The sequence below is a fragment of the Aeromicrobium marinum DSM 15272 genome, from assembly GCF_000160775.2.
GTDB lineage: Bacteria > Actinomycetota > Actinomycetes > Propionibacteriales > Nocardioidaceae > Aeromicrobium > Aeromicrobium marinum.
In genome coordinates this window covers 1,679,239-1,700,133 of record NZ_CM001024.1, presented here as the reverse complement: position 1 = coordinate 1,700,133, position 20,895 = coordinate 1,679,239, and the positions used below count along the sequence as shown (strand labels likewise).

18 protein-coding genes are annotated in these 20,895 nt (G+C 70.6%); 13 read left to right on the top strand and 5 right to left on the bottom strand.

The features are described 5' to 3' along the window. The first annotated feature begins 71 nt into the window (after positions 1-71). Complete coding sequence (locus HMPREF0063_RS08670; protein WP_007078290.1) at positions 72-1,418, top strand: TrkH family potassium uptake protein; 1,347 nt, start codon at positions 72-74, stop codon at positions 1,416-1,418. Then, entirely contained in the window at positions 1,411-2,085 is a 675-nt protein-coding gene (locus HMPREF0063_RS08665; RefSeq protein ID WP_040320206.1) for a potassium channel family protein, read from the top strand. Before HMPREF0063_RS08670 ends, HMPREF0063_RS08665 begins: the two co-directional genes overlap by 8 nt. A 98-nt stretch (positions 2,086-2,183) precedes the next feature. Here the strand turns inward: HMPREF0063_RS08665 and HMPREF0063_RS08660 are convergent, their stop codons facing one another. Next, positions 2,184-2,945 (bottom strand): ABC transporter ATP-binding protein, encoded by a 762-nt coding sequence (locus tag HMPREF0063_RS08660; protein WP_040320205.1) that lies wholly within the window; start codon positions 2,943-2,945, stop codon positions 2,184-2,186. Then, on the bottom strand, positions 2,929-3,795 hold the full coding sequence (locus tag HMPREF0063_RS08655) for an ABC transporter permease (RefSeq protein WP_245527699.1): 867 nt from the start codon (positions 3,793-3,795) through the stop codon (positions 2,929-2,931). Before HMPREF0063_RS08655 ends, HMPREF0063_RS08660 begins: the two co-directional genes overlap by 17 nt. A gap of 152 nt (positions 3,796-3,947) precedes the next feature. Between HMPREF0063_RS08655 and glf the strand changes: the two genes are divergently transcribed. The 6 genes from glf (at position 3,948) to holA (ending at position 13,126) form a co-directional block, all read left to right on the top strand. Further along, the gene (glf, locus tag HMPREF0063_RS08650) at positions 3,948-5,114 is read left to right on the top strand and encodes a UDP-galactopyranose mutase (RefSeq protein ID WP_007078286.1); all 1,167 of its coding nucleotides are present in this window, start codon (positions 3,948-3,950) and stop codon (positions 5,112-5,114) included. Between the two features lie 41 nt (positions 5,115-5,155). Continuing rightward, on the top strand, positions 5,156-7,945 hold the full coding sequence (leuS, locus tag HMPREF0063_RS08645; protein ID WP_007078285.1) for a leucine--tRNA ligase: 2,790 nt from the start codon (positions 5,156-5,158) through the stop codon (positions 7,943-7,945). Between the two features lie 226 nt (positions 7,946-8,171). Beyond that, positions 8,172-9,050 carry a DegV family protein gene (locus HMPREF0063_RS08640; RefSeq protein WP_007078284.1) on the top strand — a complete coding sequence of 293 codons (879 nt, stop codon included), beginning with the start codon at positions 8,172-8,174 and terminating at the stop codon, positions 9,048-9,050. A 108-nt stretch (positions 9,051-9,158) separates the two neighbouring features. Then, a complete protein-coding gene (locus HMPREF0063_RS08635) occupies positions 9,159-9,896 on the top strand; it encodes a ComEA family DNA-binding protein (protein ID WP_040320203.1) in 738 nt (245 codons plus the stop codon). Further along, on the top strand, positions 9,893-12,133 hold the full coding sequence (locus HMPREF0063_RS08630) for a ComEC/Rec2 family competence protein (RefSeq protein WP_007078282.1): 2,241 nt from the start codon (positions 9,893-9,895) through the stop codon (positions 12,131-12,133). The genes HMPREF0063_RS08635 and HMPREF0063_RS08630 overlap by 4 nt, the downstream gene beginning before the upstream one ends. Before the next feature lie 9 nt (positions 12,134-12,142). After that, the gene (holA, locus tag HMPREF0063_RS08625) at positions 12,143-13,126 is read left to right on the top strand and encodes a DNA polymerase III subunit delta (RefSeq protein ID WP_007078281.1); all 984 of its coding nucleotides are present in this window, start codon (positions 12,143-12,145) and stop codon (positions 13,124-13,126) included. Between the two features lie 72 nt (positions 13,127-13,198). Here holA and rpsT read toward each other — a convergent pair whose 3' ends face one another. Further along, the gene (gene rpsT, locus HMPREF0063_RS08620) at positions 13,199-13,456 is read right to left on the bottom strand and encodes a 30S ribosomal protein S20 (RefSeq protein WP_007078280.1); all 258 of its coding nucleotides are present in this window, start codon (positions 13,454-13,456) and stop codon (positions 13,199-13,201) included. 144 nt (positions 13,457-13,600) lie between these two features. On the opposite strand from rpsT, the gene HMPREF0063_RS08615 reads away from it, so the two are divergent. From HMPREF0063_RS08615 to hemW, 5 genes are all read left to right on the top strand, one after another. Further along, positions 13,601-13,939, top strand: a complete 339-nt coding sequence (locus HMPREF0063_RS08615; RefSeq protein ID WP_007078279.1) for a hypothetical protein — start codon at positions 13,601-13,603, stop codon at positions 13,937-13,939. Continuing rightward, complete coding sequence (gene lepA / locus HMPREF0063_RS08610; protein WP_007078278.1) at positions 13,933-15,786, top strand: translation elongation factor 4; 1,854 nt, start codon at positions 13,933-13,935, stop codon at positions 15,784-15,786. The genes HMPREF0063_RS08615 and lepA overlap by 7 nt, the downstream gene beginning before the upstream one ends. Positions 15,787-15,792: 6 nt before the next feature. Then, a complete protein-coding gene (locus HMPREF0063_RS08605; RefSeq protein ID WP_007078277.1) occupies positions 15,793-16,422 on the top strand; it encodes an MOSC domain-containing protein in 630 nt (209 codons plus the stop codon). 69 nt (positions 16,423-16,491) lie between these two features. Then, positions 16,492-18,327 (top strand): AMP-dependent synthetase/ligase, encoded by a 1,836-nt coding sequence (locus HMPREF0063_RS08600; RefSeq protein ID WP_007078276.1) that lies wholly within the window; start codon positions 16,492-16,494, stop codon positions 18,325-18,327. A gap of 3 nt (positions 18,328-18,330) precedes the next feature. Further along, positions 18,331-19,539, top strand: a complete 1,209-nt coding sequence (hemW, locus tag HMPREF0063_RS08595; protein WP_007078275.1) for a radical SAM family heme chaperone HemW — start codon at positions 18,331-18,333, stop codon at positions 19,537-19,539. Positions 19,540-19,616: 77 nt separating this feature from the next. Here hemW and HMPREF0063_RS08590 read toward each other — a convergent pair whose 3' ends face one another. Together HMPREF0063_RS08590 and HMPREF0063_RS08585 are read right to left on the bottom strand one after the other, a co-directional pair. After that, a complete protein-coding gene (locus HMPREF0063_RS08590; protein ID WP_007078274.1) occupies positions 19,617-20,453 on the bottom strand; it encodes a DUF3097 domain-containing protein in 837 nt (278 codons plus the stop codon). Further along, the gene (locus HMPREF0063_RS08585; protein WP_040320202.1) at positions 20,446-20,871 is read right to left on the bottom strand and encodes an MBL fold metallo-hydrolase; all 426 of its coding nucleotides are present in this window, start codon (positions 20,869-20,871) and stop codon (positions 20,446-20,448) included. The genes HMPREF0063_RS08590 and HMPREF0063_RS08585 overlap by 8 nt, the downstream gene beginning before the upstream one ends. Positions 20,872-20,895: the final 24 nt, after the last annotated feature.

Sequence of the window (20,895 nt, the reverse complement as noted above, 5' to 3'; positions counted from 1 at the left end):
GGTCGGGCGTGCCGAGCGACGGGCTGGGGGATCCTGCCACGTCGACCCCGGGTCCGGTGTAGCGTCGCGGTGTGCGTCGACCGGCTATCCCGGCCGCGATCGCCCATCCGGTCCGGCTGCTTCCCCTGAGCTTCCTGGCTCTCATCACCCTCGGCACCCTGCTGTTGCTGATGCCGTTCGCCCGGTCCGGCGGCGGTGGACCGGAGTTCATGCCCGCGTTGTTCACCTCCACCTCCGCGGTGACCATCACCGGGCTCGCCTCGGTCGACACCTCCACCTACTGGTCGCCCGCCGGGCAGGGCATCATCCTGTTCCTCGTGCAGGTGGGAGGCCTCGGCATCGTGGCGATGGCCACCGTCCTCGGCCTGTTCATCGGCGGCCGGTTGGGTCTTCGCACCCAGATGGTCGCGCAGGTCGACATGCACGTGGTGAGCCTGGGGGAGGTGCGCCCGCTGTTCCGACGGGTCGCCATCACCATGCTGCTGTTCCAGACCGCGGTCACGATCATGCTGACGGCCCGGTACCGGGCGACCTACTTCGACGACTTCGGCACCTCCCTGTGGCACGGCGTGTTCCACGGGGTGATGGCCTTCAACAACGCCGGATTCTCGCTGAACAGCGACAGCCTCGTCGGGTACGCCGGCGACGGACTGATCATCCTGCCGATCTGCGTGGGGGTGTTCTTCGGCGCCATGGGTTTCCCGGTGCTGGCCGAGCTGTTCCGCGGGTGGCGACGACCGAGCCGGTGGACGATCCACGCGCGGTTGACGGTGTGGGGATCGCTCTTCCTGCTGGGGTCCAGCGCGGTGGCCTTCCTGCTGCTGGAGTGGGGCAACCCCGACACGCTGGGCCCGCTGTCGTGGGGACAGAAGCTGGTGTCCGGGCTCGAGGGGGGCATCATGCCGCGCTCGGGTGGCCTCAACAGCTTCGACTGGGGTGGTGTGCGGGGCGAGACCCTGACCCTGGGCACGATCCTGATGTTCATCGGCGGAGGCAGCGCCAGCATGGCCGGGGGCATCAAGATCACCACCTTCCTGCTGCTCGCCTACGTGATCCTGGCCGAGCTGCGCGGTGATCCCGACGTGACGGTCGGCGTCCGCCGGATCAGCGCACCGGTCATCCGCACGGCCCTCACGATCGCCCTGCTCGCCGTCATGTTGGTGACGTCGGCGACCATGGCGGTGATGCTGCTGTCCGGCGGCACGTTCGAGGACGTACTGTTCGAGTGCACGTCCGCCTTCGCGACGGCCGGGCTGAGCACCGGACTCACACCTGACCTACCCGCGAGTGCCCAGATGGTGCTCGTGGTCCTGATGTTCGTGGGACGCGTCGGTACGATCGCGGCAGCGTCGGCATTCGTGCTGCGTCGCCGGGTGCCGCGCTACCACCTTCCCGAGGAGCAACCGATCATTGGCTAAGTCAAAGGACACCTCACCCACCGCACCGGTCATCGTGCTGGGGCTGGGCCGGTTCGGCTCGGCGGTGGCGCGTTCGCTCGTGCAGCTGGGCCACGACGTGCTGGCCGTCGACGAGCGGGCCGACATCGTCCAGAAGTACGCCAGCGACTTCACGCACGTGGTCGCGGCGGACACGACCGACACCGAGGCCCTGCGCCAGATCGGTGCCGACCAGTTCAGCATCGCGGTCGTCGGCATCGGTACCGACATCGAGGCCAGCGTCCTCACGGTGCTGGGCCTGCTCGACCTCGGGGTCCAGGAGGTCTGGGCCAAGGCCATCAGCGGCAAGCACGCGGCGATCCTGGAGCGGGTCGGGGCGACGCACGTGATCCGGCCCGAGTCGCAGATGGGCAAGCGGGTCGCCCACCTCGTCACCGGGACGATGACCGACTTCATCGAGTTCGACGACGGCTTCGCCATCGCACGCACCAAGGCGCCGGAGTGCACGACCAACCGCACCCTGACGGAGTCCAACGTCCGTCAGAAGTACGGGGTGACGGTCGTGGGCCTCAAGACGCGGGGCGAGGACTTCACCTACGCGAAGGCCGACACCTACGTGACGGTCGGGGACGAGCTGATCGTGTCGGGGCCGACCCCGAAGGTCGAGGCATACTGCGCCCTGAGCTGACCCCCACCCCCCAGACCCCGACCCAGAAGTGCTCCCGAATCAACCGTTCTGACAGCGCGATCGGTTGATTCGGGAGCACTTCTGGGTCGGGGTGGGGGTCAGCGGGCGCGGAGGTGCTCGACCGCCTCGGTGGCGTCGCCGTCGAAGACGACCCGGCCCTCGCGCAGCACCACCCCGCGGTCGCACAGCCGCGCGACCATGTCCAGGTCGTGGCTCACGACCACGAGGGTCTTGCCGGCGTCGTGCAGCTCGCGGATGCGGGCGAGGCACTTGGCCTGGAACGGCTCGTCGCCCACCGACAGGATCTCGTCGACCAGCAGGATGTCGACCTCGGTGTGGATGGCGACCGAGAACGCCAGGCGCAGGAACATGCCCGAGGAGTAGTGCTTGACCTCGGTGTCGATGAACTTCTCGATCTCGCTGAACGCGACGATGTCGTCGAAGCGTTCGTCGATCTCGTCTCGACCCATGCCCAGGATCGCCGCGTTGAGGTAGATGTTCTCGCGGCCCGACAGGTCGGGGTGGAACCCTGCCCCGACCTCGATCAGACCGGCGATGCGACCGCGGGTGCGGATGCTGCCCGCGTCGGGGCGCAGGACGCCCGAGATCAGCTTCAGCAGGGTCGACTTGCCCGAACCGTTGAACCCCAGCAGCGCGACCGACTCACCCTCGCGGACGGTCACGTCGACCCCCTCGAGCGCGTTGAACGTCGAGCTGATCTGCTTCTTGCGGATCAGCGCGATGAACGACTCCTTGAGCGAGTGCGTGTGGCGCAGCAGGAAGGTCTTGCGCACCTCGCTCACGACGATGCACGCCCGGGGGTCGGTGACGACCACGGGCGCGTCAGAGGTCTTGGGCAAAGCGACCCTCCAGACGACGGAAGACGTACTGACCGGTCGCGAGCACGAGCAGCGAGGTCGTGAGGCCGATCGCCGCGAACAGCGCCGTGTCGGGTGCCGCGGTGCTGGCCTCACCCGTGGTGGGCTCCCAGAACCCCGAGTGCATCAGGTTGACCGCCGACGTGATCGGGTTGAGCTGGTACAGCGTGAACAACCACTGCGGCACGACGTCGCGCACCATGCTCCACTGGTAGAGGACCGGCGACGCCCACGGGGCGACCATGACGATCAGCTCGACGAAGTTCTGGGAGTCGCGGAACGAGACGTTCGCCGCGCCGAACAGCATGCCGAGCCCCAGGGCGAAGATCATGATGATCAACCCGGCGAGGAACAGACCGGCCACCTGACCGACGCTGGGGTCCCAGCCGTTGAACAGGCACACCCCCAGCAGGATCAGCATCTGCGGCAGGAAGTTGACCAGCGCCACGACGATCATGGACACCGGGAAGAGCTCGCGGGGCAGGTAGATCTTCTTGATCAGGGCCCCGTTGTCGACCAGCGCCTTGGTGGCGTTGGAGAACGCCTCGCTGAAGAAGTTGATGAGGATCAACCCGGAGAACAGGTAGATCGGGTAGTTCTCGATGCTCTGGTTGAGCCGCAGGAACACGCCCAGGGCGAAGTAGAACACCGTGAACTGAGCAGCGGGCTTGACGAACGACCAGGCCCATCCGAGCACCGAGCCGCGGTACCGGACCTGGACGTCCTTGCGGATCAGCAGGCTCAGCAGGTAGCGCCGACGCACCACGTCGACCAGCCCCGCACCGCGTCCCGGGTCGACGAGCTCGGTCGTGCCGGGTGTGGTTCGTTCCACCAACAGGGACTCCTGGGCTGCGTGGCTGCGGGACGTCGAGGCCCGCGGGATCGGAGCGAGTCTAGCCGGGGAGACCGTCCGGTACGGTGGTGCGTCGCGGTCCGATCCGGTCTGGGCCGCCCTCATGTCGTCGACGCAGCAAGGATTCACTCGTGGTCTCAGCAGATCTTCTCGTCGTGGGGTCGGGCTTCTTCGGTCTGACCGTGGCCGAACGGGCCGCCGAGCGTGGGCTGAAGGTGCTCGTGATCGACCGGCGCGACCACCTCGGCGGGAACGCCTACAGCGAGACCGACCCGGAGACCGGCATCGAGGTCCACCGGTACGGTGCGCACCTGTTCCACACCTCGAACGAGCGGGTCTGGGAGTACGTCAACCGGTTCACCGACTTCACCGACTACGAGCACCGCGTCTACACCACCCACCGCGGCGAGGTGTTCCCGCTGCCGATCAACCTGGGCACCGTCAACCAGTTCTTCCGCAGCGCCCACGGCCCGGACGCCGCGCGTGCGCTGCTGGCCGAGCAGGCCGACGAGTTCGACTCCTCCACGGCGCGCAACCTCGAGGAGAAGGGCATCAGCCTGATCGGCCGCCCGCTCTACGAGGCGTTCATCCGCGACTACACAGCCAAGCAGTGGCAGACCGACCCCACCGAGCTGCCGCCGGAGGTCATCAGCCGCCTGCCCGTGCGCTACACCTACGACAACCGGTACTTCAACGACACCCACGAGGGCCTGCCGGTCGACGGTTACACGGCCTGGCTGGAGCGGATGGCCGACCACCCGGGCATCGAGGTGCGCCTGTCGACCGACTTCTTCGACGAGGGCCAGGAGGCCAACAAGTCGGCCACCGTCGGCGTCGTGCCGGTGGTCTACACCGGACCCGTCGACCGGTACTTCGACTACGCCGAGGGCCGCCTGTCGTGGCGCACGCTCGACTTCGAGTCCGAGGTGCTGCCGATCGGTGACTTCCAGGGAACGCCGGTCATGAACTACGCCGACTCCGACACCGCCTACACCCGCATCCACGAGTTCCGGCACTTCCACCCCGAACGGGACTACCGGTCGGACAAGACCATCATCATGCGCGAGTTCTCCCGGTTCGCCGAGGGCGACGACGAGCCGTACTACCCGGTCAACACGCCGGAGGACCGCGAGCGGCTGCTGGCCTACCGGCGCCGCACCGAGAGCGAGTCGGGGGTCCTTTTCGGTGGCCGGCTGGGCACGTACCAGTACCTCGACATGCACATGGCGATCGGCTCGGCGCTGTCGATGGTCGACAACCAGCTGCCGGACCTCCTGCCGTCGCTCGCGGGGGACTGAGCCCGCGCCGGGGTCGCCGGCCGCGTCGATAGGATCGACCGGTGACCACCCCGCCGATGTCGTCCGTCCCGTCGCCGCAGCGCTACACCGCCGAGCTGGCCGCCGAGATCGAGGCGCGCTGGCAGGACCGCTGGGAGGCCGAGGGCACCTTCCACGCCGCGAACCCCGTGGGTGACCTCGCGGGCGACGCCTCGGCCCCCAAGTACTTCCTGATGGACATGTTCCCGTACCCCTCGGGCGCCGGACTGCACGTCGGGCACCCGCTCGGCTACATCGCGACCGACGTCGTCGGCCGTCACCGCCGCATGCTCGGCCACAACGTGCTGCACGCGCTCGGGTACGACGCGTTCGGACTGCCGGCCGAGCTGCACGCGATCTCGACCGGCGAGCACCCCCGTGCGAACACCGAGGCCAACATGGCCAACATGCGCCGGCAGCTGCGCCGGCTCGGACTCGGTCACGACGACCGTCGGTCGTTCGCGACGATCGACCCCGACTTCGTGCGGTGGACGCAGTGGATCTTCCTGCAGCTGTTCGGGTCCTGGTTCGATCCTGATCAGCAGCGTGCCCGCCCCATCGCCGAGCTCGTCGACCAGCTGGGGACCGACGACCCCGACGTCATCGACGGCCACCGGCTGGCCTACGTGAGCGACTCGCCGGTCAACTGGTGCCCCGGTCTCGGCACGGTGCTGGCCAACGAGGAGGTCACGGCCGAGGGCCGGTCGGAGCGCGGCAACTTCCCGGTCTTCAAGCGACGGATGCGGCAGTGGAACCTGCGCATCACGGCCTACGGCGATCGCCTGATCGACGACCTCGACCGCGTCGACTGGCCCGAGTCCGGCAAGCAGATGCAGCGCAACTGGATCGGTCGGTCGCGCGGCGCCGAGGTCGACTTCGCGACCTCGGTCGAGCCGGTGCGCGTGTTCACCACCCGACCGGACACCCTGTTCGGTGCCACCTACCTCGTGCTGGCCCCGGAGCACGAGCTGGTCGACGCCCTCGTCGCCGACGCCTGGCCCGACGACACCGACCCACGCTGGACGGGTGGCGCGAGTGATCCGGCGGAGGCCGTCGCGCAGTACCGGGCCCGCGCCGCCGCCAAGACCGAGGTCGAGCGGCAGGAGAACCGCGAGAAGACCGGCGTGTTCACCGGTTCGTTCGCCACCAACCCGGTCAACGGCGAGCAGGTCCCGGTCTTCGTGGCCGACTACGTGCTGACCGGCTACGGCACCGGGGCGATCATGGCCGTCCCCGCCCACGACGCGCGCGACTTCGAGTTCGCGACCGCCTTCGGGCTGCCCATGCCCGTCGTGGTCGACGGTGGCGACGGCTCGTTGCCCTGGATGGGCGACGGCGTCGCGACCGGGTCCCGCCACGGCGATCTCGACCTCGACGGACTGGCCGTCGCCGACGCCAAGGCCACCGTCGTGCAGTGGCTGGAGACCCACGGCCACGGCACCGGCACCACCACCTACCGGCTGCGGGACTGGCTGTTCAGCCGCCAACGCTACTGGGGCGAGCCGTTCCCCATCGTGTACGACGCCGCCGGGCACCCGGTCGCCCTCCCGGAGTCGATGTTGCCGGTGGAGCTGCCGGAGGTGCCGGACTACTCGCCCCGCACCTTCGAGCCCGAGGACGCGGGCAGCGAGCCCGAACCGCCGCTCGGCCGGGTCCGTGAGTGGGTCGAGGTCGACCTGGACCTCGGCGACGGCGTCCAGCGGTACCGCCGCGAGACCAACACCATGCCCAACTGGGCCGGCTCCAGCTGGTACGAGCTGCGCTACACCGACCCGCACCACCCCGACCGGATCGCCGACCCCGAGAACGAGCGGTACTGGATGGGCCCCCAGACCGACCGGCGGCCCGACGACGCCGGAGGTGTGGACTTCTACATCGGCGGCGTCGAGCACATGGTGCTGCACCTGCTCTACGTCCGCTTCTGGCACAAGGTGCTGTTCGACCTCGGCCACGTGAGCAGCGAGGAGCCGTTCCAGCGGCTGTTCAACCAGGGCTACATCCAGGCCTACGCCTTCACCGACGCCCGGGGCGCCTACGTGCCGGCCGACGAGGTCGAGGAGCACGTCGCCGGCGACGGCACGACCACCTGGACCCATGAGGGCAGTCCGGTGCAGCGCGAGTACGGCAAGATGGGCAAGAGCCTGAAGAACGTCGTGACCCCCGACGAGATGTACGAGGCCTACGGCGCCGACACGTTCCGGGTCTACGAGATGAGCATGGGTCCGCTCGACGTGTCCCGCCCGTGGGACACCCGCGCCGTCGTCGGGGCCCAGCGCTTCCTGCAGCGGGTGTGGCGCCTCACGGTCGACGAGGAGACGGGGGAGTCGGTCGTCACGGACACCGACACCGATCCCGCGACGATGCGGGTCGTCCACCGCACGATCGACGGGGTCGCGGCCGACATGGAGGCCCTGCGCTTCAACACCGCGATCGCCAAGCTCATCGAGCTGACGAACCACCTCACCAAGGTCGGCGGCGCGACCCGGGGTGCCGTGGAGCCCCTGGTGCTGATGCTGGCGCCGTTCGCCCCCCACCTCGCCGAGGAGCTGTGGGCGCGACTCGGGCACCACGACTCGCTCACCCGGGAGCCGTACCCGGTGGCCGACCCCGCCCTGCTGGTCGAGGACACCGTGACCTGCGTCGTGCAGGTCCGGGGCAAGGTGCGGGCCACGCTCGACGTCGCGCCCGACGCCGGCGACGACGAGCTGACCGCGCTGGCGCTCGCCGAACCGAACGTGCAACGGGCGATCGACGGCCAGGAGATCCGGCGGATCATCGTCCGCGCGCCGAAGCTGGTGAACGTGGTCGTCTAGGGGGCGCGACTCGCAGGCTCGCCGCACCACCGGCTCGTTCCTCGCCGGTGCTCAGGCTCGCCGCACCACCGGCTCGTTCCTCGCCGGTGCCGGGCTTCGCCCGGGCCCCTGCCTCGCTGCGCTCGGCCCATGGTCGCGTCGGCGTGGTCGCGTGGGCTGTGCACGCTCGGCCCGTGGTCGGGTTCGGTGGATCAGGTGCGTCGTGCTCGCTCGCTAGACTCCTCGCATGGCCGGGCGACGACGTACCCAGAAGTCCTCCGCGTTCCCCGGGGGAGTCGCGGTGGTCACCGACTCCACAGCGTCACTGTCGGCCGAGGACGCCCGGCGCGAGGGCATCGTGGTGGTGCCGCTGCGCGTCATCGTGGGTGCCAACACCTTCACCGAGGGTCACGACGTCTCCGCCGACGTCATCGCCGCAGCCCTGAAGGACTTCCTGCCGGTCAGCACGTCCCGGCCGAACCCCGAAGAGTTCGGCGAGGTGTACCGGCGGCTCGCCGACGACGGTGCGACGTCGATCGTCTCGGTGCACCTGTCCAGCCGGATGTCCGGCACGCTGGACTCCGCCGTGCTGGCCGCCAAGGATGCCCCCGTGCCGGTCACGGTGGTCGACTCCCGCCAGGTCGGACTGGCGACGGGATTCGCGGCTGGCCGCGCGGCCCGCGCCCGGGGTGAGGGAGTCACGCCCGAGGAAGTCGCCGAGGTCGCCCGGGCCGCCGGCGCGGCCTCGACCGCGCTCATCTACGTCGACACCCTCGACTACCTGCGCCGGGGCGGCCGCGTCGGCGCCGCTGCAGCGCTGCTCGGATCGGCGTTGGCCGTCAAGCCGCTGCTGACGATCTCCGACGGACTCGTGGTGCCGCTGGAGAAGGTGCGCACCAGCACGCGAGCGATGGCCCGCATGGAGGTGCTCGCCACCGAGGCAGCGGGCGACGGTCCCGCCGACATCGGTGTCCAGCACCTCGCCAACCCCCAGGTGGCCGAGGCCTTCGCGGCGCGTCTGGCCACATCGCTCGGGCGTGAGTCGGTGCCCGTCGACGAGGTGGGTGCCGTCATCGGGGCGCACGTCGGCCCGGGCACGGTCGCCGTCACCGTCACTCCGCACTGACCCGCTGAAGTTCGGGCCGTTGTCCTCAGGAGCGACCGCCCGCCAGACTGTCCACAGGCCGGCCGAGGGTCGTGGCCCCGAGCGTTGCGGAGGCCTAGCGTCGACCGCGTGTTCAGCGAACCGGAGGAGACCCGAGCCGAGGTGGCGCGGCGCCGGTTGGCCCGGCTCGCGGCGTCGTTCGACGCCCAGCTGCCGCCGCCGGACGACGAGGCGCCTGTGCACACCGACGAGCAGGTTCGCCGACGACTGACCGGCGGCCACGTCCGGGCGGTCGGGGTGCTGGCGACCGCGGCGGGCGTGCTGCTGGCGTGGCACCTGCTGGCCGGGCGCCCCAGCGAGGAACCGGCCGGGGGTCCGGTGGCGTTCGCGAGCTCGTCGGGCACGGTGGCCGAGTCCACCACCGCGGGCCCGACAGCTGCCGCGGGTCCCGACCTCGTCGTCGACGTGGTCGGCCGCGTCGCGCGGCCGGGCATCGTGACCCTGCCGCCGGGTTCCCGGGTCCACGAGGCGCTCGCTGCCGCCGGGGGAGTCGTCGGCGACGTCGACACCACCGCCCTGAACATGGCGCGGGTCCTGTCCGACGGCGAACAGCTGCTGGTCGGCATCGACCCGGTCGTGCCGGTGGTGCCCGGCGGAGGGCCTTCCGGCGCCACCGGTCCGGTGAACCTCAACACGGCCACGGCGGCCGACCTCGACGAGCTGCCCGGAGTCGGACCCGTCACGGCCGAGTCGATCCTCACGTGGCGTGCCGAGAACGGTCGGTTCACCTCCGTCGACGACCTGCTGGACGTCAGCGGCATCGGCGAGGCCACGCTCGACCGGCTCCGCGACCTCGTCACGGTGTGAGCACCGACCTGCGAGTGGTCGCGCCGGCCGTCGCCGGCTGGCTCACGGCGGCGCTGCTCGTCGGACCGGCAGGACCGTCCTCCCGCACGGCGGTGCTGGTCGCCGTCGTGGCGCTGCTCGTGGCGGGAGTGGCCGGTCGGCGCCCATGGCTCGTCCTGCTGTGCCTCGTGGTCACGGTGGTGGCCGCCTCGACCGGTTGGCGGTTGGCGACCGTCGAGTCCTCACCGGTCAGCGAGCTGGCATCGGAGGGCCGCGTCGTCACGGCCGAGGTGACGGTGCGACGCGACGCCCGGGTGTTCGAGGGCCAGGGTCGGCCGGGGGTGGTGGTGGGCCTGGTGGTCGATCGGGTGAGCGTCGACGGACGCACGATCGACGTCGACGGACGGGCGACCGGGTTCGGAGCCGGCGGCCCGGCAGGCCTCACAGCCGAGTCGTGGGTGGTCGGTCGGCGTGGTGTCGTCAGGGCCCGGCTTGCGCCGTCGGACTCGAGCGACGAGGTCGCCGTCCTGCGCGTCCTGCGGGCCGACGCCCCGCGGGACGCCCCCTGGTGGTGGGAGGGTTCCGAGCGGGTGCGCGAGGGGATCCGGCAGGGCATGTCGGCCGCCCCTGCCGGCCCTCGTGCGCTGGTGCCGGCGCTGGTCGACGGAGACGACTCGGCGGTGCCCGACGACCTCTCCGAGGACTTCCGGCGCAGCGGGCTCACCCACCTGCTGGCGGTCTCCGGCACCAACCTGACGATCGTGCTCGGTGCCGTGCTCGTGCTGGCCCGTCTGGCCGGTGTGCGGCGCCGGCTCCTGTGGCCGGTCGGCGTGCTCGCGATCGTCGGGTTCGTCTGTCTGGCCCGTCCCGACCCGAGCGTCGTCCGAGCGGCCGCGATGGGCGCCGTCGGGCTGGCCGCCCTCGGCTACGGCAGCCGAGGTGGCCTCCGCGCGCTCGGCTGGGCCGTGATCGCCCTGGTCTTCCTCGACCCCTGGTTGTCCCGTTCGGCCGGTTTCGTGCTGTCGGTCAGTGCGACCGCCGGGATCCTGGTGCTCGGACCGTCGCTGACGACGCGGCTCGCTGCCTGGCTGCCACGCTGGCTCGCGGTGGCCGTCGCCGTCCCGACCGCCGCCCAGCTGGCCGTGACGCCCGCACTGGCCCAGCTGACCGGCGAGGTGTCCCTGGTCGCCGTGGCGGCCAACCTCGTCGCCGGGCCCTTCGTCGCGCCGACCACCGTCCTCGGCCTCCTCGCCGGCCTGGTGGCCGTGGTGTCGGTTCCTGTCGGCTCGGCCATCGGGTGGGCGGCCGCGGCCCCGGCGGCGGCCATCATCGGGGTCGGTCGCGCCGCATCGGCGCTCGACGGCGCCTCGGTCGCGTGGCCCGGCCCGTGGTGGACCCTGCTGCTCGTCACTCCGGTGGCGGGGGTGGCCCTGTGGTGGACGGCCCGACGCCCGGTGCTGCTGCTCGGCCTCGCCGGCGGGCTGGCCGTGGCCCTGTGGCGACCGCCCGACCCCGGCTGGCCGCCGCCCGGCTGGTCGGTCGTGAGCTGCGACGTCGGCCAGGGCGACGCCACCGTCGTCGCGACCGGACCGGGCGAGGCCGTCGTGATCGACACGGGCATGGAGGACCGGCCGGTCGACCGGTGCTTGAGCCGACTGGGTGTCGAGCGGGTCCGCGCCCTGGTGCTCACCCACGCCGACGCCGACCACGTCGACGGGTGGGCGGGGGTGACGACCGGCCGGCAGGTGGACCTGGTGCTGGTGGGCAGCTCCGGCGGGCCCGAGGTCCCTGGCGTCCCCCGGCGTCCGGTGGCGGCCGGGGACGCCTTCACCGTCGGTGGGGTGCACTTCCAGGTCCTGTGGCCCCGCCCCTCGACGACCGGCCGGCAGGTCGACGCCGACCGCAACGACGTCAGCGTCGTGCTGTCGGTGACGGTCGACGGCACCCGCTTCCTGCTGACCGGCGACGTCGGGCCCACGGCCCAGCGAGCGCTCCTGCGGTCCGGGGTCGACCTCGCCGCCGACGTGCTGAAGGTGCCGCACCACGGCTCGGCCGACCAGGACCCGGGATTCTTCCTCGCGACCGGCGCGCGGGTCGCCCTGTTCAGCGCCGGTCGCGACAACACCTACGGACACCCTGCCCCGGCCGCCGTCGACCTGGTGGACGACCACGGCATGTCGTGGTGGCGCACCGACCGTCAGGGCGACGTGGCCGTGGTGGTGCACGACGGCGAGCTGGGTGTCCGGGCCCGCGGCTAGGATCACGACGTGGCGACGGTCTTCGGCAAGGTGCTCCTCATCTCCGGCAATGCCGAGTTCCTCGCCGAACGCACCAGGCGCCGCGCCGTCGACACGATCCGTTCCCAGCAGGCCGACTGCGAGATCGCCGAGTCCTCGGCCGCGGGGCTCGGGCCGGGGGAGCTGGCCGGGCTCACCAGTCCGTCACTGTTCAGCTCCGCCAGCGCGTTGGTGCTCACCGACCTGCAGGACCTGCCCGAGCAGCCCCAGGCCGAGCTGTTGGCCTACGTGGCCGACCCGTCACCCGACATCGCGGTCGTCCTCGTCCACGGCGGCGGCGCCAAGGGGCGCGGTCTGCTCGACAAGCTCCGCAAGCACCCGGCCGTGACCGAGGTGAAGGTCGAGGCACCCAAGTACGAGCGCGACGTCGTCCGGTGGCTCCGCGAGGAGCTGCGGGCGCTCGGAGCGGTCATCGACGAGCAGGCGGCCACGGTCCTGGTCACCTCGGTCGGACAGGACCTGCGCTCCTTGGCGGGGGCCGCCGACCAGCTCATCGCCTCGGTGCCGCCGGGGTCGGAGATCTCCGAGGAGGTCGTGCGCCGGTACTTCGGGGGACGGGCCGAGGTCCGCGGCTACGAGGTCGCCGACGCCACGCTGGACGGGCGCATCGACATCGCCATCGAGCGGGCGCGATGGGCGGCCACGGCGAAGGTCGCGCCGGTGCTCATCACCTCGGCCATGGCCGCCGGGCTGCGTCAGCTCGTCAAGCTCGCGACGGCGCCACCGGGTCTGCGAGACGCCGAGCTGGCCGCGCACGTCGGTGCACCGCCGTTCAAGCTCCGTGCCCTGCGCGGACAGCTGCAGACCTGGGATCCTGACGGGCTGCGCCAGGCCCTCGACCACGTGGCGCAGGCCGACCTCGACGTCAAGGGCGCGTCGGCCGATCCGGCCTACGCGGTCGAACGGATGGTGCTGCGGATTGCCGCCCTGCGCCGGCGTCCGGCCCGGGGCTGACCGGCCGGCCGGGGGACGACGAAGGCGCCGCCCCCCTCGCGGGTGACGGCGCCTCGTGCGGTGCGGCGGTGCTCAGAGAGCGGCGGCCCGCTTGGCGATCGACGACTTGCGGTTGGCCGCCTGGTTCTTGTGGATGACGCCTTTGCTGGCGGCCTTGTCGAGCTTGCGCGTGGCCTCGGCGGCCAGGACCTTGGCGTCCTCGTTGCCGGCGTCGGCGGCCTCGGTGAAGCGACGGATCGACGTCTTGAGCGCCGAGCGGACCGACTTGTTGCGCTCACGGGCCGCCTCGTTCTGGCGGTTGCGCTTGATCTGCGACTTGATGTTCGCCACGGGGCGTACCTGCTTCTTTCGTCTGGTGACTCGTCTGATGGAACTGCTGGGGTGAAGAGAGTGGGCGTGCGCGGGCACGCGACCGCTCACGTTATCACCCGCGGCGGTGGCGCCTCAAATCGACAGGGCACCTAGAATCAGGCCGTGGCCACCTTCTACGACGTCCTCGTCATCGTGCACATCCTCTGCTGGTTGGGTGCGCTCGTGCCGTGGGTGATGCGCCTTCGCGCGCCGCGGGTCGCCCCCGGCATGTGGCACGCCATCGCCGCAGCCCTGGTCACCGGCCTTGCGCTCACCGGGATCGCCTCCGCCAGCGACGTCGTGGCCGACCCGAACAACGCCAAGGTCGCGGTCAAGCTCGTCATCGGCACGGCGGCGATGGTGCTCGCCATCCTCGAGCAGAACAAGCCCGCACCCAACCCGCGGGTCCACGTCGTCGCCGGACTGGTCGTCGTCAACGTCGCGATCGCCCTGCTGTGGTGAACCGGAGCGCACCGGCGCCGGGATCGACCGACCCGTCGATCATCCGCAACTTCTGCATCATCGCGCACATCGACCACGGCAAGTCGACGCTGGCCGACCGGATGCTGCAGCACACCGGGGTGGTCGACGGTCGCGACATGAAGGCGCAGTACCTCGACCGCATGGACATCGAGCGTGAGCGCGGCATCACGATCAAGAGCCAGGCCGTGCGGATGCCGTTCACCAAGTCCAGCGGCGACGACGCCGGCACCGTGTACGTCCTGAACATGATCGACACCCCCGGTCACGTGGACTTCACCTACGAGGTCAGCAGGAGCCTGGAGGCGTGCGAGGGCGCGGTGCTGCTCGTCGACGCCGCGCAGGGCATCGAGGCGCAGACCCTCGCCAACCTGTACCTGGCGATCGACGCGGACCTCGACATCATCCCGGTGCTCAACAAGATCGACCTGCCCGGCGCGCAGCCGGAGAAGTACGCGGCCGAGATCGCCGGCATCATCGGCGGCGACCCCGACGACGTGCTCCGCGTCTCGGCCAAGACCGGCCAGGGCGTCGAGGAGCTGCTCAACCTCATCGTCGACGAGGTCCCGCCACCGAAGGGCGACCCCGATGCCCCGGCCCGCGCCCTGATCTTCGACTCCGTCTACGACACCTACCGGGGCGTCGTGACCTACGTGCGGGTGGTCGACGGTTCGCTCAGCCACCGCGACCGCATCAAGATGATGTCCACCGGGGCGGTGCACGAGATGCTCGAGGTCGGCGTCATCTCGCCCGAACCGGTCAAGTCCGCCGAGATCGGCGTCGGTGAGGTCGGCTACCTCATCACGGGCGTCAAGGAGGTCCGCCAGTCACGGGTCGGCGACACGGTGACCTCCGCGGTGCGGGGCGCGTCCGAGCCGCTCGGCGGGTACAAGAACCCCAACCCGATGGTGTTCTCGGGCCTCTACCCGATGGACGGCGACGACTACCCGACGTTGCGCGACGCCCTGGAGAAGCTGCAGCTGAACGACGCCGCGCTGGTCTACGAGCCGGAGTCCTCCGGTGCCCTCGGCTTCGGCTTCCGCATCGGCTTCCTCGGCCTGCTGCACCTGGAGATCGTCCGCGAGCGGCTCGAGCGCGAGTTCAACCTGTCGCTCATCTCCACCGCTCCGAACGTGGTCTACCGGGTCCGGATGGAGGACGGCTCGGAGGAGGTCGTCACCAACCCCTCGGAGTACCCCGGGGGCAAGATCGACCAGGTCTTCGAGCCGGTCGTGCGGGCGACGGTCCTGAGTCCCACCGACTACATCGGCACCATCATGGAGCTGTGCCAGGCCCGGCGCGGCCAGCTGATCGGCATGGACTACCTGTCGGAGGACCGGGTCGAGATCAAGTACACGCTGCCCATGGGCGAGATCATGTTCGACTTCTTCGACGCGCTGAAGAGTCGCACCAAGGGGTACGCCTCCCTGGACTACGAGCCCACCGGCGAGCAGGCGTCGGACCTCGTGAAGGTCGACGTGCTCCTGCAGGGTGAGGTGGTCGACGCGTTCAGCGCCATCGTCCACCGCGACAACGCCTACGCCTACGGCGTCTCGCTGGCGTCCAAGCTCAAGGAGCTCATCCCGCGGCAGCAGTTCGAGGTCCCCATCCAGGCCGCCATCGGTGCCCGGGTGATCGCCCGCGAGAACATCCGCGCGATCCGCAAGGACGTGCTCGCCAAGTGCTACGGCGGTGACATCAGCCGCAAGCGCAAGCTGCTGGAGAAGCAGAAGGAGGGCAAGAAGCGGATGAAGATGGTCGGTCGGGTCGAGGTGCCGCAGGAGGCCTTCATCGCGGCGCTGTCGACCGGCGAGACCGCCAAGAACTGACGCCTCGTGCCCGCATCCCTGGAGTCGGTCAACACCGGCGTCGTGCGACCCGTGCCGTGGGGGACCCTGCGCCGCTCCGGCATCGACAAGCGTCCGGTGGCCGGTCCGGTCCTGGTCGGCGAGACGGGCCTGGACGGCGACGGCATCGCCGACACCCAGCACCACGGCGGGCGTGACCAGGCGGTGTACGCCTACGCCCGTGAGGACCTCGACGACTGGGGGCGGGAGCTCGGTCGGCAGCTGCCCGCGGGGACGTTCGGCGAGAACCTGACCACTTTGGGTCTGGACGTCCAGGGCGCCCGACTGGGGGAGTGCTGGACCATCGGCGACGTCGTCCTGCAGGTCAGCGGGGTCCGCATCCCGTGCAGCGTGTTCCAGGGGTTCCTCGACGAACCCCGGTGGGTCCGGCGGTTCACCGAGCGAGGGGTCCCGGGCGCCTACCTGCGGGTGCTCCAGGGTGGCCGGATCTCGGCCGGCGACCGGGTCGACGTCACCTCCCGGCCGGCCCACGAGCTCACGGTCGGCCATGCCTTCCGCGCCCTCACCACCGAGCGTGGGCTGCTGCCCGGACTGGCCGAGGAGCCCGCGATCTCCGGAGCGATCCGTCGCGCGGTCGATGCGCGACGCAACGACTGATCGGTCGTCCGAGGGGTACGTTAGGGTGTTCTGCACCACATACCCCCCGTACGTTTTGGTGAGGATTTCATGACGGTCAACGTCCACACGCCCGAGCAGATCGAGCTCGTCCGCAACCGCGCCCGCAGCATCGGCGAGATGTTCTTCAACCGGGTCAAGGAGACTCCCCACCGGGAGGCCTTCCGCTACCCGGACGCCGACGAGAACTGGCACTCCCTGACGTGGGCCGAGACCGGTGACCACGTCACCCGTCTGGCTGCCGGCCTGGTGTCGCTGGGCATCGGTGCCGAGGAGCGCGTCGCCATCGCGTCGGGCACCCGCTACGAGTGGATCTTCGCCGACCTGGCCATCAACGCCGCCGGTGGCGCCACCACCACGGTCTACCCCACCACCGTGGCCGGCGACGTCGCCTACATCCTGGCCGACTCCGGCAGCAAGATCGTGTTCGCCGAGGACGACGAGCAGATCGCCAAGCTGGTCGAGCAGAAGGCCGAGCTGCCCGCGGTCGAGAAGGTCGTCACCTTCGACGGCGCCACCGACGGTGACTGGATCATCGGCCTCGACGACCTCGAGAAGCTCGGCGAGGCCTACCTGAGCGAGCACCCCGACATCGTCACCGAGCGGGTCGCGGCCACCGAGCCGAGCTCCCTGGCCACCCTCATCTACACCTCCGGCACCACCGGCCGTCCCAAGGGCGTCCGGCTGAGCCACGACGGGTGGACCTTCGAGGGCGCGTCGGTCGCGTCGCAGGGCATCCTCAGCGTCGAGGACCTGGAGTTCCGCTGGCTGCCGATGGCCCACTCGTTCGGCAAGGTGCTGCTCTGCACCCAGCTGCAGATCGGTTTCGCCGCCGCGATCGACGGTCGCGTCCCCCGGATCGTCGACAACCTCGCCGTCGTGAAGCCGACGTTCATGGGTGCTGCCCCGCGCATCTTCGAGAAGGCCTACGGCCGGGTCGTCGGCATGATGGAGGAGGAGGGCGGGGTCAAGCTCAAGCTCTTCCGCTGGGCCGAGAAGGTCGGCCTCGAGCACTCGCGTCTCGTCCGGGCCGGCAAGCCGGTCCCGAAGGCCCTGGCGATCCAGCACGGCATCGCCGACAAGCTGGTGTTCAGCAAGGTGCGCGACCGTTTCGGCGGTCGGGTCCGGTTCTTCATCTCCGGAGCGGCCGCGCTGTCGTCCGACGTCGCGGAGTGGTTCCACGCCGCGGGCGTCCTGATCCTCGAGGGCTACGGCCTCACCGAGACGTCAGCCGGTGCGTTCGTCAACCATCCCGACCGCTTCAAGCTCGGCACCGTCGGACACCCGTTCCCCGACGTCGAGGTCAAGATCGCGGGCGACGGCGAGATCCTGATCAAGGGCCCCAACGTCATGCTCGGGTACCACAACCTCGAGGCCGCCAGTGCGTCCGCGCTCGTCGACGGCGGGTGGCTCGCCACCGGCGACATCGGCGAGATCGACGCCGAGGGCTTCCTGCGGATCACCGACCGCAAGAAGGACCTGTTCAAGACCTCCGGCGGCAAGTACGTCGCCCCGTCGCACGTCGAGGGCGTCTTCAAGGGCGTGTGCCCGTTGGCCAGCCAGATGATCGTCCACGGCAACGACCGCAACTTCTGCTCGGCGCTCATCACGCTGGACCCCGACGCCGTCGCCATGTGGGCCGAGAGCCACGGCAAGTCCGGCCAGTCCTACACCGACATCGTCCTGTCGCCGGAGATGGAGAAGGTCGTCGACGGGTACGTCAAGGAGCTCAACTCCAAGCTCAACCAGTGGGAGACCATCAAGAAGTGGGCCATCCTGCCGAACGACCTCTCGGTCGAGGGCGGCGAGATCACCCCCAGCCTGAAGGTCAAGCGCAAGGTCGTCGAGGAGAAGTACGCCGACATCCTGAACGGCTTCTACGCTTAGGGCGTGAACCTTGACGAACGGCCGCCCACCCGACCCGGTGGGCGGCCGTCCGTCGTCGTGGGGCCGTCGGTAGCCGCCTTCGGCGTCGCGGAGCCTTCGGTAGCCGCCTTCGGCGTCTACGTCCACATCCCGTTCTGCACGGTCCGGTGCGGGTACTGCGACTTCAACACCTACACGGCCGACGAGCTGGGCGAGGGGGCGACGCGCGCGTCCTACGCCGACACCGCGATCGCCGAGATCCGCCGGGCCGCCGCCACCACCGGACCGCGGGAGATCAGCACCGTCTTCTTCGGTGGTGGAACGCCGACCCAGCTGCCGGCCGCCGACCTGGTCCGAGTCCTGCGGGCGATCGACGAGGCCTGGGGACTGGCCGACGACGTGGAGGTCACCACGGAGGCCAACCCCGACTCGGTCGACCCGCAGGCGTTGCAGACGCTGCGCGCCGGCGGGTTCAACCGCATCTCGTTCGGGGTCCAGTCCGCCGTCCCGCACGTGCTGGCGGTCCTGGACCGGACCCACGACCCCGCCCGTGTGCCCGACGCGGTGCGGTGGGCCAGGGCAGCGGGGTTCGAGCAGGTGAGCGTCGACCTCATCTACGGCAGCCCGACGGAGTCGGTCGACGACTGGCGACGCACCCTCGACCACGCCGTCGACCTGGCCCCCGACCACGTCAGCGCCTATGCGCTGATCGTCGAACGGGGCACGGCCTTCGCCCGGCGGGTCGCGCGGGGCGAGCTGGTCATGCCCGACGACGACGAGACGGCCGACAAGTACCTGCTGGCCGACGACGTGCTCGGTGCAGCAGGCCTGTCGTGGTACGAGCTGTCGAACTGGGCCCTCGACGACGCTGCCCGCTGCCGTCACAACGAGCTGTACTGGAACGGGGGCGAGTGGTGGGGCATCGGTCCCGGTGCGCACTCCTTCCTGCAGGGGAGGCGGTGGTGGAACGTCAAGCACCCCGCGGCCTACGCCCAACGGCTGGCGGCAGGGGAGACGGTCGAGGCGGGATCGGAGGCGATCGACGCCGACACGGCTCGCCTCGAGGACGTCATGCTCCGGATGCGGCTGCGTGAGGGCATCGCAGCCGACGGTCTGATCGGCGTCGACCAGCTGGTCCGGGACGACCTGCTGGAGCGACAGGGTGACCGCGTCACCCTGACGCTGACGGGCCGACTGCTCGCCGACCACGTCATCCGCACCGTCACCGCCTGACCCCCACCCAGATGTGCTCCCGAATCAACCGTTTCATGTCCGAAAACGGTTGATTCGGGAGCACATCTGGGTGGGGGTCAGGTGGGGGGAGCGGTGACGAAGTCGATGAGCTCCTCGACCCGGCCCAGGAACGACGGCTCGAGGTCGGTCCAGGAGTCGACCTGACGCAGGATCTGCTGCCACGCCCGGGCGATGTCGGCCTGCTCGGCGTGCGGCCACCCGAGGGCGGCACAGATGCCCTTCTTCCACTCCACCGAGCGGGGCACCTCCGGCCACTGCCGAAGACCGAGCCGGTCCGGCTTGACCGCCTGCCAGACGTCGACGTACGGGTGACCGACGACCAGCACGTGGGGGACACCCCGCAGGCCCGCGGCGATCCGGGACTCCTTCGAGCCGGGTACGAGGTGGTCGACCAGCACGCCCAGTCGGCGCCGGGCGGTGGGGGCGAAGGTCGAGACCTCGGCGGCCAGGTCGTCGATGCCGCCGAGGAACTCCACCGCGACCCCCTCCAGCCGCAGGTCGTCGCCCCACACCTTCTCGACCAGCTCGGCGTCGTGGCGGCCCTCGACCCAGATGCGGCTCGGCAAGGCCACCCGGGCCCGTTCGCCGTGCACCGCGACGGAGCCGGACGCCGTGCGGGAGGGCCGGCGCTCGGTCTTCGCCGGCGGGCGCAGCGCGACCGGTCGGCCCTCCAGCAGGTAGCCCGGGCCCATGGGGAAGCTCCGGCGGGTGCTGCGGCGGTCCTCCAGCACCACCATGCCCATCTGCGGATCGATGCCGACGACCTCACCGCGGAATCCCGTGGTGGCGTCCTCGACCACCTGACCGAGCTCGACGACGACGTCGGTGGTGCGCCCGCGCGACGGTCGGCGCCAGTCCCCGGCGAGGACGTCGCCGCCGTAGCGGTCAGGCATGCAGCGCACCGAGGAGCAGCTGGTGGAAGTCGACCAGCTCGTCGCGGTCGACGGGACCTCCCGTGGCGAGCACCCGGGTGCCGGGGCCGACCATGCCGATCAGCAGGTCGACGGCCACCGGCCAGGTCGGGTCGATCCGCTCGGGCAGCTGGGGCAGGTACAGGTCGCCGACCAGCACCTGGTCGGCGTCGGGCACCACCACGACGAGCTCGCCGCCCACGGGCCCGTGCCCGAGGTGCACGACCTCCACGAACCGGTCGCCCAGGTCGACCGCCCAGACCGAGGCCATCGATCCGCCGCGGGACTCGTGGGCCACCCAGGTGCCGTCGTCGAGGGTGACGCGCCGCGGCCGGTAGGTGAGTCGACGTTCGGCGCCGTCGACCACGACGGTGTCGCCGACCCTCCGGATCTCCCTCACCTCGCTAGACTGGCACCCTGCCAC